Annotated in this window: 7 protein-coding genes; 6 read left to right on the forward strand and 1 reads right to left on the reverse strand. The window is 52.3% G+C overall.

Going from position 1 to position 12201, the window contains the following annotated elements; genetic code table 11:
* Nucleotides 1-163 precede the first annotated feature (163 nt).
* Nucleotides 164-2521 (reverse strand): PAS domain-containing protein, encoded by a 2358-nt coding sequence (locus ABV298_RS20985; RefSeq protein ID WP_353718122.1) that lies wholly within the window; start codon nt 2519-2521, stop codon nt 164-166.
* A 299-nt stretch (nt 2522-2820) separates the two neighbouring features.
* Between ABV298_RS20985 and ABV298_RS20990 the strand changes: the two genes are divergently transcribed.
* The 6 genes from ABV298_RS20990 to ABV298_RS21015 all read left to right on the forward strand — a co-directional run bounded on the left by ABV298_RS20990 (nt 2821) and on the right by ABV298_RS21015 (nt 12164).
* A complete protein-coding gene (locus ABV298_RS20990; protein ID WP_353718123.1) occupies nt 2821-3231 on the forward strand; it encodes a response regulator in 411 nt (136 codons plus the stop codon).
* Between the two features lie 138 nt (nt 3232-3369).
* Nucleotides 3370-5385: a PAS domain-containing protein gene (locus tag ABV298_RS20995; protein WP_353718124.1), complete on the forward strand. Its 2016-nt coding sequence runs from the start codon at nt 3370-3372 to the stop codon at nt 5383-5385.
* A gap of 498 nt (nt 5386-5883) precedes the next feature.
* A complete protein-coding gene (locus tag ABV298_RS21000) occupies nt 5884-7116 on the forward strand; it encodes a SusC/RagA family TonB-linked outer membrane protein (protein ID WP_353718125.1) in 1233 nt (410 codons plus the stop codon).
* 10 nt (nt 7117-7126) lie between these two features.
* The gene (locus ABV298_RS21005) at nt 7127-8944 is read left to right on the forward strand and encodes a SusC/RagA family TonB-linked outer membrane protein (protein WP_353718126.1); all 1818 of its coding nucleotides are present in this window, start codon (nt 7127-7129) and stop codon (nt 8942-8944) included.
* A 26-nt stretch (nt 8945-8970) separates the two neighbouring features.
* Nucleotides 8971-10539 (forward strand): RagB/SusD family nutrient uptake outer membrane protein, encoded by a 1569-nt coding sequence (locus ABV298_RS21010; protein ID WP_353718127.1) that lies wholly within the window; start codon nt 8971-8973, stop codon nt 10537-10539.
* A 35-nt stretch (nt 10540-10574) separates the two neighbouring features.
* Nucleotides 10575-12164: an arylsulfatase gene (locus ABV298_RS21015; protein ID WP_353718128.1), complete on the forward strand. Its 1590-nt coding sequence runs from the start codon at nt 10575-10577 to the stop codon at nt 12162-12164.
* Nucleotides 12165-12201: the final 37 nt, after the last annotated feature.

Raw genomic sequence — 12201 nt, forward strand, 5'->3', positions numbered from 1 at the left:
TGAGATTTTGCGATTCCTGCCTGTTTGCTCCGACAGTTTCTACCCGAAAATTCCCGCATCGCCTGCGCTGGGCGCCCGGATGTACGAGGAGGGCAACCTTAAAAAAACGGGAAATAAGGGTGCAGAAGCGTGTCCCGGTCGCCGATTCATTGGCCAGCCGGCCCTATTTCTTCCGATAAGAAGCGATCTTAGCGTACAATTCGGCCGGACTGAAAGGCTTGCTGATGTAGTCGTTCATTCCCACCGTGAATGCGATATCCTTAATATCCATCATGGCGGACGCGGTGAGTGCGATAATCGGCAGAAGCCTGTACTTGTTGCCGGCCAGGCGGCGGATGTGCCGTGTAGCTTCATAGCCGTCCATTTCTGGCATTTGCAGATCCATGAGCACCAGGTCGTAATCGTTGGCCTGAACTTTGTCCAGGGCGACGAGGCCGTTTTCCGCGACGTCGTATTGCACGTTCCACTGCTTCATAAAGTTCTTCATCAGTAGGACATTGATGTTGTTGTCCTCTACGATAAGCACCCTCATTCCTTCCAGGTTAAAATAATTGGCAGGTATGCCATTGGCTTGTTCGGTCCGGTGCTTTTCGCTGATCGGGAAGGAAAGACTGAAATAGAATGTCGACCCCCGGCCCGGCTCGCTGTCGACTTGGATCCGGCTGTTTTGCAGTTCGAGGAGCCTTTTGGTGATCGTCAGGCCGAGGCCCGATCCGCCGTATTTGCGCGTCGTGTCGGAAGTAGCCTGGGTGAAGCTGTCGAAAATGTTTTCAAGTTTGTCGGGTGGAATGCCGATGCCGGTGTCTTCAACCCGGAAGTCGATGGTAACGTGGTTGCCTTGCCGTTCCGAAACAGCGGCCGAAACGGTCACTTTGCCGTTTTCGGTGAATTTAACGGCATTGCTGACCAGGTTGGTCAGGATTTGACCCAGTCGCGTCGGATCGCCGACTACCGTGATATTGACGTCGTTACCGACTTTCAGTTTCAATAAAATACCTTTTTCATTCGCCTTTTGTAAAATACCCGATCGGATGTTTTCGAGTAACGAAAGGACATTGAAATCAACTTCCTCGAACTCGATTTTTCCGGCCTCTATCTTGCTGAAATCCAATATGTCATTAATCAGTACCAGTAAGTTTTCGGCCGAGAATTTGAGGATATTGAGATACTCCATCTGCTCCGGCTTGGGGTTCTGTTGCAGCAGTAAATGGGTAAAGCCGATCACTGCGTTCATAGGTGTCCGTATCTCGTGGCTCATCGTCGAGAGGAACTGCGATTTGGCAACGGCGGCCATTTCCGCTTGCTCTTTGGCTTTAATAAGCTCCTGCTCGGTTTTCTTTTGCTCATCGATGTCCATAATAGCCCCGTAAAGTTTGGTTACCTTGCCGTTGCTGTCGACGAACGGCTTGCCGATCGCGTGGATGAATTTTACCCGGCCGTCGGGCAACACGATGCGGAGGTCGAAACTGGCCGGTTTCAGGTCGTTGACCGCATTGCGGATGTGCGATTTGTAGGTTGCCAGATCGTCGGGATGGATCATGTTCGAAAGCAGCTCCGTTTCCGGCCCGGTGCTGCCCGGTTCGAGGCCGAATATGCGGAACGCTTCGTCGGACCAGTAATTCTGGCCGGTAATAAGGTCGGCCTCCCAGCTGCCGCTGTGCGTAAGTTGCTGGGATTCGGCCAGCATAGCCTCGTTTCGCCGGATGAGTTCTTCGGCCCGTTTCCGGTGGGTAATGTCGTGCCAGACCACCAGCAGTACTTTCTTGTTGCTGATCAGCACCGGATTGAGCGTCACTTCGACGGGAAATTCCTCTCCGTCCATTCTCCGGTGGATCCATTCGAAACGGTTATAGCCGTTTTCGTACGCGAGCCGGTCCATTTCCACCGATTTCTCGGACGACCGCCGGCCATCCGGCTGAAATTCGGGAGAGAAATAGGCCGGATGGATCGATAGCAATTCACTTTTGTTCTTGCAGCGCAGCATTTTCACCGCAGCCTCGTTGCAGTCCATGATGCCCGTTTCATCCAGGAGCAAATGCGCGTCAGTCGAATACTGGAAGATCACGCTAAGCTTTTCCTCGACAAGTTTCCGCTGAGTGAGATCCTGCAAGACACCATCCAGTTTGCCGGGTTGCCCCTGCTGCATCACATCGTCGTGGATATCGGAAACCGATCCCACCATCCGTTCCGGCTTCCCGTTTTCAAACCGGACAGTTCCGCGGCATTCAAAGTAGCGGTAGCCATTGTGTTTTGTTTGGAGCCTTACATGGACAAGATAGGGCACATTGTTTTCAAATTGCTCGCGGATCGCGTCGGCTACGATGGCCTTGTCGTCGGGGTGGACCAGCGTTTCCGTAAACGATTCGTAACCGGTCGGGATTTCGCCGGGATCGTAGCCCAGGAGTTCAAAAAAACGGTCGGACCAAACCTGTTTGTCCGTAGCGAAAACCCAGTCCCATAGTCCGGCGTTAATACCAGCGATGATCATGTCGAGGGATTTGGCGGAGAACTTGGACTGCATAGCGGACATGTATAGAATTAATTCGTATAAAATTAAACAATTTCCCGATCTCAACACCTGTAAAAGAACGCTGCCTGTTTGGGGCAGAATGCCTGGCCGAAAGCTTTTAGCGGTTTAGCCGATGTTTATGCCGGTTACTTATGTATCTGTATTCCTTTATTTAAAATAAAATAACCTTTTGATTTTTTGTTGTAGCCCGTTGCTAAGCTATTTCCGGTTAATTAATTGGGAAGCGTAATCTTTAAGGTCGGTTTTTAATATAAAAAGGTAAACCTAAATCTTTCTGCAACAAACTGGCGATGGCGACTTCGAAAACGATAACCGTGCTTTATGTGGACGATGAAATTCATAATCTGAACTCGTTCATAGCGACTTTCCGTAAAGAATTTAATGTACTCACCGCACGCTCCGCTATCGAGGCGCTTGAGATTATGAAAAAGAACCCGGTACATATCGTTATTACCGATCAGCGCATGCCCGGAATGACAGGTGTCGATTTACTAATCGAGGTCCTCGGTAGATACCCCAATGCTATGCGGGTGTTGTTGACAGGTTTTACGGACCTTACGGCCGTTGCCGAAGCGTTGAGTAAGGGCCAGGTTCACTACCGCATGGAAAAGCCCTGGGATGAGGAACAAATCAGAACGGTTATCAATGCCGCTCATGAAATTTCATTGCTCCGTCAAAAGGGGGGCAGGAGCGTAGCATAGATGTAGCCAGTACACCGGAATTCATTTTAAGACAAAACCTTCTGTCTTAGGATTTGGTCCCCCGAAAAATTCAATCGGCGTTGCTATTGTGGCCCTACAGCTGTAAATTGGTAGGGATTGAAATGCGAAAATCTCTATATGAATTTAGAAACGGATGCGTTGCGTAAACGCATTGAGTTGCTGGAAGCGACGTTGGATAGGGCCCGGCTGGGGCAAACCGGCGCTGGCGACACGCTCGCCGATTTACAGGAAATGGAGGGACGTTTCCAGGCAATCGCCGATACCGCGCCGGTGATGATCTGGCTTTCCGGCCCAGATAAGCTCTGCTATTTTTTCAACAAGGGATGGCTCGATTTTACAGGCCGGAGCATGGAGCAGGAAATGGGCAACGGCTGGGCGGAAGGGGTGCATCCGGACGATCTGGAAAGGTGCCTGGCCATCTATACATCCCATTTCGAGGAGCGGAAAGAGTTCAGCATGGACTATCGCCTGCGCAGGCACGATGGCGAGTACCGCTGGATTTCCGACAGGGGCGTGCCGCGTTACACGTCCACGGGCGTGTTCACAGGTTACGTGGGAGGGTGCATGGATATTCACGACCAGATCACTTTTTCAGAACAACTGGAAAAAAAGGTGGAAGAGCGGACGCAGCAACTCAGGCGCTCGGAGCAGTTTCTGCAGTCGATATTGAATACGGCCGGGAACAGCATCGCATCGTATGAGGCAATCCGTAATCCCGACGGGAAAATCATGGACTTTCGCATTGCATATTCCAATGAGGATACGTTTACATACGGGACGACGCATATCACCGGCCGTACCTGCCGCGAGGTGTTTCCCGGCATTTTTAGAAACGGGGTGTTTGAAAAACTGGTGAAATGCATTGAAACCGGACGGCCCGATAACTACCAGTTCGATGTGAGAAAGGACGGAGAAGTGCATTGGTTCGAGGCTTCGATCGAAAAACTTGAAGATAGCGTAACGGTAACGGCCCGGAATATTTCGGAAGAACTCAAATCCGACCTCAGACTCAAAGACCTGAACCGGCAGCTCGCAATACAAAACTCGATTTTCAAACATTCCGAGGAGAATGCCAGCATTGGTAGCTACGCATGGAATGTAGCAACCAACGAGCTGGAATGTTCAGATAACCTCTACCGGCTGATCGGTTACCTGCCGCAGGAATTTACGCCCTCATTCGAGCAATTTCTTTCGTTTCTCCACCCCGACGACCGCCACCAGGCTATCCGGGATGGCATCAGGGCATACGAAACGAAGGTCGTCGTGCAAAATACTTACCGGGTCATTACCAAAAATGGCGACATCAGGCATTTCCGGTTGAGCGGCAATTTTATCAAAGAAGGAGATAACCACCTGATGATCGGTGCTTTGCAGGACGTGACGAAGGATGTCGAGCTAAGCGACGCCCTGCATAAAAAGAATCTCGAACTCCGCCGGAACAACGAAGAGCTTGCTTCGTTCAGTTATGTGGCCTCGCACGATTTGCAGGAACCTCTGCGGAAGATCCGGGCGTTCAGCAGCCGGATCATGGAAAAGGAATCGGAACATTTCTCGGAAAATACCAGGGACTATTTTGGGCGCATTATCGCGGCGTCCGCACGCATGCAGAAGCTGATAGAAGCGTTGCTGAGCTATTCGGGTACAAGCGGAGTCAATTTCAAATTTGCGGAGACCGATTTGAACAGTATCGTCGACGAGGTGAAAAGCGATCTGGAAGAACTGATCCTCGAAAAAGGGGCGGTAGTGGAAGTGCAGAAGCTGCCGGTACTGCCGGTAATACCGGTGCAGTTTCACCAGTTAATGCAGAATCTGATCGGCAACGGCATTAAATACAGCAGCCCCGACCGAAAGCCGCTGGTGCAGATAACCAGCACGGTTACCGAAAACGAGCAGGGGCCGTTCTGCCGCATCAGCGTGATCGACAACGGTATCGGCTTCGATCAGCGATACGAAAACCGTATCTTCGACCTCTTCCAAAGGCTGCACGGAAAGAATGAATACGAAGGGACCGGAATAGGGCTGGCAATCTGTAAGAAAATTGTGCAGAACCATCATGGGTACATCACCGCCGAAGGAGCACCCGGGATGGGATCGGCCTTTCATGTCTTTATCCCGACCCGTATCGCACAATAATGAATGCGTAAATTTGGATATGTCGGTGTAAGGATTGGAATAAACCGATAATATATCGCCAAATCAAGGCTGTTTAAAAGTTTCTGCTCTCAAAGTCTTGCGTTTTAATTTTCAATAAGTTTACTTTGTCTATCATATTTATAGACTATATAAAAATGACCTGCCCGATTAACCACCAGTCAGGCGGAACATTCGTCCAAAATTCTATCGTACCTATGAAAACGAAAGATGTACTTCTTATGTGGTCCTTCAGCGCCGGTAGGCCGGCCCTGGAAAGCATGGTGGTTTCCGATTGTCCCCGTCCCGCAGCGTGTTGCTGTTGTTGACCTTCTGACAAACTCCCGAATTATTTATCAGATCCCGCTTATCGGCATATGAGGCGGATCAGGCACTTCTTCGCATTGTTTTAGCGCTCAGGCCCGCGTCGGATTGTGCCGCGTATATGCGCGTAGGTTAGTGTTTGCATGCCTCGAGTATCCATTTTATTCACCACAAATAATGATCAAACATCTAATCCGCCTGTTCTTGCTGACGGGCTTGGTATCCACAGGTTTTTACCGTGCATCGGCGCAGGACGCCATTACCGGCGTGGTAAAAGACGAGTCGGGGCAGGGGTTGCCCGGTGCTACGGTGGTTGAGAAAGGCTCTGCCAAATACGCTTTGACGGACATTGACGGGAAGTTCAGTATCCCCCCAGCGAAGGAGTTTCCATTTACATTGCAAATCAGCATTACCGGTTTCCAGCAGCAGGAAATCGAGATTTACGAGCAGCCTGCCGAGCCGGTCGAAGTGGTACTGAAAACCGCCAACCTGCTCGACGAGGTCGTGGTGGTAGGTTACGGTGAACAGAAACGTAAGGACATTACGGGCTCTGTGGCTTCGGTTCCCATTGAAATCAAAAGCCAGCCGGTTGCCTCGGTGGAGCGCCTCTTGCAAGGTTCCGTCGCGGGTGCGGTGGTAACGCAGACGTCCGGGCAGCCGGGCGGGGGAGTGAGCGTGCAGATACGCGGGAACAACTCTATTACCGCGGGCAGCGATCCTTTGTATGTTATCGACGGTTTTCCCGTCAATAACGATTACGGCCTTACCGATGCCGGTGTGACCGACGGTTCGAAAATTAACCCGCTTTCTTCCATTAATACGGCCGATATCGAGAATATCGATGTGTTGAAAGACGCTTCCGCCACAGCCATTTATGGTTCGCGCGGTGCGAACGGTGTGGTCATTATCACCACCAAAAGCGGTTCAAAAAACAAATCCTCCATTAACTACGACGCCTACTACGGCCAGCAGAAAGTACTCCGCACAATCCCCTTGCTGAATGCGGCACAATGGTGGCAACTTCGAAAAGACGCGGCGGCCAACTCCGGCAAAACCGTTTCCATTCCAACCATTGCCGGTTACTCGCTCGACACCACCGGCGCGGGCACCGACTGGCAGGACGCCGCATTCCGCAGCGCTTCCATCCAGAGCCATAACCTTTCGATTCTATCCGGATCGGATAAGACGAAACTGGCGATTTCGGGCAACTATTTCAAACAGAACGGTATCCTGCAAAATACCGACTTCCGCCGCTTCTCGGCACGCATTAACCTGGACCACCAGTACAACGACCGCTTCCGCATTTTTACCAGCCTGAATGCGAGCAATACCAAAGCTAACGTCGCCCCGACGGCGATTGTGGGTAATCTCCTGCTGACACCCCCCCGCGCTGCCTATTTATCAGGATAATGGGACTTTCGTGGTCAACAGTCCGTTCGAATCCGCATTGCAGAACCCGATCAACTCGCTTTACAACCAGTTGAACGAGACGATCACGAACCGTTTCCTGGGGAATGTGTCGGGAGAATACACCATTGCCGACGGTTTGAAGGCGAAAATCCTCATCGGGGCCGACGTGGTGGGTAACAAGCAGAACCGCTATTTGCCAAGCACCACTTCCGAAGGAGCTGCTTTGAGCGGCGACGCTATCGTGGGTTCGATTTTTACCAGCAACTGGCTGAACGAGAATACGATCAGCTACGATAAGGAGTTGAATGAAAAAAACAAAATCAATGCGGTAGCCGGTTTTACGGCGCAGGTATCCCAAAGCAAAGGGGCGATCGCGGAAGCGGCCGGCTTTGCGACCGACGCGTTCGAATACAACAACCTTGCCACCGGTATCACCAATATCGCTCCCCGTTCGCTGGCCAACAAGTGGGCGCTCGCTTCGTGGCTGGGCCGTGTGAACTACAACTTCGACGAGCGTTACCTGTTCACATTCACACTGCGGGCGGATGGTTCTTCGAAATTCGGTAGCGGCAACAAATGGGGCTATTTCCCGTCGGCGGCGATCGGCTGGAATGTCAACGAAGAGAAATTTTTCCAGCGTTTCAAAAAAATCAGCCTGCTGAAACTGCGTTTGAGCGCCGGACAGACGGGTAACCAGAACATTCCCGCCTACCAGTCGCTTTCGCAGCTGAGTTACTTCCGCTACAACTTCTCGAATACCACCGTTTCCGGTTTCGCCCCGAACACCGTGCCTAACCCGAACCTCGGCTGGGAGAAGACGTTTCAGGTGGATGCCGGTGTGGATATCGGTTTGTTCAAAAACCGCATTAACATTATCGCCGATTACTATTACAAGAAAACCACCGATTTGCTCCTGACCCGCACGGTACCAGGCACTTCCGGCTTGTCGGATTTCTACAATGGGCAAGCTTCCGTAGTTTATCAGAACATCGGTGCGGTTTCCAACCAGGGTGTCGAGTTGTATATCAATTCAAGGAATACGGAAGGTGCTTTCAAATGGAATACGATCTTCATTGTTTCCAAAAACACCAACAAAATCCTGAGCCTCGGCGATGGTGTGGACCAGATCATCCCGGTGATATCGGCACCTTCGATCGCGAAAGTGGGCTATCCGCTGGGGTCGTTCATCGTGTACAAAACCGATGGGATTATCCAGGAAGGCGACGCGCCATTGACCCCGCAACAGAACAAAAACCCGGGCGGCCAGAAATACAAGGATATCAACGGCGACGGCGTGATTACGCAAGCGGGCGACCGCGTGGTGGTGAAAAACCAGCCGGCGCTGACGGGCGGGATTACCAACACCTTCAATTACAAAGGCTTTGACCTGACCGTCTTCTTCCAGGCCTCGATCGGCGGCAAGTTGTATAATGCCAACCGTGCGAACCTGGAACTGGGAACGGGTTACGTAAATGCCTCGACCGTGGTGCTCGACCGCTGGACGCCCACCCACACCGATACCGACGTAAAAGCGGCCTATCAGGACCCTGCGATCACCATTTCGGACCGGTTTATCGAAGATGCGACCTATTACCGTCTGAAAAACCTCTCACTAGGCTACACATTTCCGAAAGAACTCGTTTCGAAACTGCGTATCGAGAACCTGCGCGTGTATGTATCCGCGCAAAACCCGAAAACCTGGACGAAATACACCGGTTTTGATCCCGAGGTGAGCCTGAACGGCCAGTCGCTGATCAACAAGGGCGTAGACCAGGGCGTGTATCCGAACAACAAATCCTACCAGGTGGGCCTGTCCCTTACTTTCTGATAACCACCATTCCAAAATCGATTGAAATGAAAGCACTTAAATATATTCTGTTGGGATTCACGGCATTCGCGTCGCTCTCGTGCGAGGAATTCCTGAAAGAGGAGCCGGAGGCATTTTTGTCGGAAGACCAGTATTACAAAACGCAGGCCGACGCGGTGAATGCCGTCAATGCGGTGTATTTCTTCCTGAACTCGGGCGGTTCGTCGATCCAGACGCCTTACAATACGCTCTTCAATACCGGTATGAATATGGCCGGAGACGACGAGGACCCGGGGCCCGGTGCGACCAACCCGGACGTTCGCTCCTTGTCGGTACTGGCGCATTCGTCGACCAACCTGCGGATTTACGAAATCTGGCAGCAGCATTACGCGGCCATTAAAAAGGCCAATGTAGTACTGGAAAAAGTGCCGGCTATTCAGTTCGACGAGGCATTGAAGACGCGTCTGCTTGGCGAGACCAAGTTTCTCCGTGCATTGTATTATTTCAATCTCGTGCGTTTGTACGGCGACGTTCCGCTGATCCTCGAATACCAGAAATTCGTGAACGCCGCGGATTATGCGATCGCAAAATCGCCATCGGCGGACGTTTATGCGCAAATAGAGAAGGACCTTACCGAAGCGGCAGCCGTACTTCCGGCCAGTTATGCGGCGCCGAATGTAGGGCGTGCGACAGCAGGCGCCGCCAAGGCGTTGCTCGCGAAAGTGTACCTCACCCAGGCGTCGCTGCCGTTGAAAGTGAGCGCTAAATACCAGGCGGCAGTGAATAAGGCGGAGGAAGCATTGTCTCCCGCCGACGGGGGCACGGGTAACTACGGTTATGACCTCGTTAATAACTACGCCGAGGTTTTCCTGCCTGCATTCAAAAACAACAAGGAGCACATTTTCTCGGCGCAGTTCAAATCCAACTCGCTGGCGCAGGGCAACAACGAATGGCCCCGGTCGATCCTGTCGGGTGTGCCGGGTTTGAACGGGAACTATGCGCATATGGTGCGGTATTACACGCAGGGCAACGACAAGTTTTTCAGCATTTACAAGTTGTACAAACCGGACGATAAACGCCGCGATGTGACGTTTGTGCGCAGCTTTACCAGCCCGTCGAATGGCCGCAAATATGCATTGCCGATCGCAAACCCGGCGGTGCCGAACGATTCGACGCCATTCTGGAACAAATGGGCCGACCCGGCATCGACGGCGGTTACGAACCAATCCGCTGCCAATGTACCCATTATCCGGTACGCTGAGCTGCTGCTGATCCACGCCGAGGCCGAAAACGAAGCCAACGGGCCAACGCAAAAGGCTTATAAATCGCTGAACAAAGTACGCAAACGCGCCGGTTTACCCGACCTTACCCCCGGCCTGACCAAAGACCAGTTTCGCGATTCGGTGTACCTCGACCGCCGCCTGGAACTCACCTACGAATACCAGCGCTGGTTCGACCTGATCCGTCAGCGCGACGCGGCGTACAACAGCACCTTTGTGGCCAACCAGCAGAAAGTAGGCAAAACCAATGCGGCGCCGAAGCACGTCTTTTTCCCGATTCCGCAATCGGAGATCGACAACAATTCGCTGTTGAAGCAAAACCCGCTTTGGGAGTAATACCGGATTTGTAATCTGTTGGAACCGAATATTGAATGAATAGAAAAACTTCCTTTTGGACAGGCATGATATGGGCGCTGGCGGTGGCCGCGCCGGTGCCCGTACCGGCACAACAAACGCCCGGAAAACCCAATATCGTCCTGATATTAGCCGACGATATGGGTTTTTCGGACCTGGGAAGTTTTGGCTCGGAAATCAGCACACCGAACCTCGACCGCCTGGCGAAAGAAGGCCTGCGCATTACCCAGTTTTATAATAGCGGCCGCTGCTGCCCTTCGCGCGCGGCTTTGCTCACGGGCCTGTACCCGCACCAGGCGGGCGTGGGCGACATGGTGCAGGACAAGGGTACACCTGCGTACCAGGGCTATTTGAGTAAAAACAGCGCCACGATTGTGCAATTACTCAAAACGGCGGGCTATAACACCATTGTTTCGGGCAAATGGCATGTCGGGCTGGTACCGTCGGCCTGGGCGGTGAACCGCGGGTTCGATCAGTCTTTTACTTTGCAAAACAATGGAGCCAGCTATTTCAACTCCGAGCCGCTTTACAATGACGGACGCACCGTCACATTCCAGCTCAACGGCCGCCAGATTCAGCGGTACGACACTTCGCGCTATCTCACACAAGCCATTACCGATTTCGCGATCCAGTCTGTCGACCGCATTAAGGATCAGTCCAATCCCTTCTTTTTGTACCTTGCCTATAATGCACCGCACTGGCCGATCCAGGCTTTGCCGGAAGACATTGCCCGCTACAAAGGGAAGTATTTACAGGGTTGGGACGCATTGCGGGAGGCCCGCTACCGGAAACTGATCTCACTCGGCATTATCCGAAAGGAGTGGAAACTTTCGCCCCGCTACGAAAAAGCGCCGGAATGGAATGCGCTGAGCGAAGCGGAAAAAGACCGGTGGGGCACCCGTATGGCCATTTATGCGGCCATGGTCGACCGGATGGACCAATGCATCGGACAGGTGCTCGATAAACTGAAAGCCATCGGCCGCGACCGCAACACGCTCGTGATTTTCCTCTCCGACAATGGCGGCAGCGGGGATACCGTTCGCGAATGGAGTTATGTTACCCCAAAAACAGGTGAACCGGGTTCGGTGAACTCCATAGACAGCTACGACCCACCCTGGGGCAATGCGAGCAACACGCCATTCCAACTTTTTAAAAAGAACACCCACGAAGGCGGCATCGCCTCCCCGTTCATTGCCTGGTTTCCGGGAAGGATCAGGGCCAATGCGCTGAGTATCCAGGTAAGCCACATTACCGACATAATGCCGACCATTCTCGAAACGGCAGGCGTGCATTATCCCGGTACATTCGGCAACGAAACGCTTACGCCGCTGGCAGGTACCTCGTTAACCCCATTATTCCAAAATCCGCAAGCCACGAAGCCCAGAACCATTTTCTGGGAGCACGAAGGCAGCCGCGCCGTGCGCAAGGGCGACTGGAAGCTCGTCGCGGAGATTGATCGGCCGTGGGAATTGTACGACCTGAAAGCCGACCGTAGCGAAACCAACAATCTGGCCGGCCGGTATCCGCAAAAGGTGAAAGAACTGGAAAGCGAATACCTCCAGTGGGCTGAGAAAGTAGGTGTAGTGGATTGGAATACGATCAAATAGGAATTGATATTGATTTAAAATGTATTCAAAAACAGAT

This window comes from Dyadobacter sp. 676 (genome assembly GCF_040448675.1).
Taxonomy (GTDB): domain Bacteria; phylum Bacteroidota; class Bacteroidia; order Cytophagales; family Spirosomataceae; genus Dyadobacter.

Bases quoted from the DNA above. Each gene is read 5' to 3' on its own strand.
- ABV298_RS20995 (WP_353718124.1), top strand. From the start codon at position 3,370: ATGAATTTAGAAACGGATGCGTTGCGTAAACGCATTGAGTTGCTGGAA.
- ABV298_RS21000 (WP_353718125.1), top strand. From the start codon at position 5,884: ATGATCAAACATCTAATCCGCCTGTTCTTGCTGACGGGCTTGGTATCC.
- ABV298_RS21010 (WP_353718127.1), top strand. From the start codon at position 8,971: ATGAAAGCACTTAAATATATTCTGTTGGGATTCACGGCATTCGCGTCG.
- ABV298_RS20990 (WP_353718123.1), top strand. From the start codon at position 2,821: ATGGCGACTTCGAAAACGATAACCGTGCTTTATGTGGACGATGAAATT.
- ABV298_RS21015 (WP_353718128.1), top strand. From the start codon at position 10,575: ATGAATAGAAAAACTTCCTTTTGGACAGGCATGATATGGGCGCTGGCG.
- ABV298_RS20985 (WP_353718122.1), bottom strand. From the start codon at position 2,521: ATGCAGTCCAAGTTCTCCGCCAAATCCCTCGACATGATCATCGCTGGT.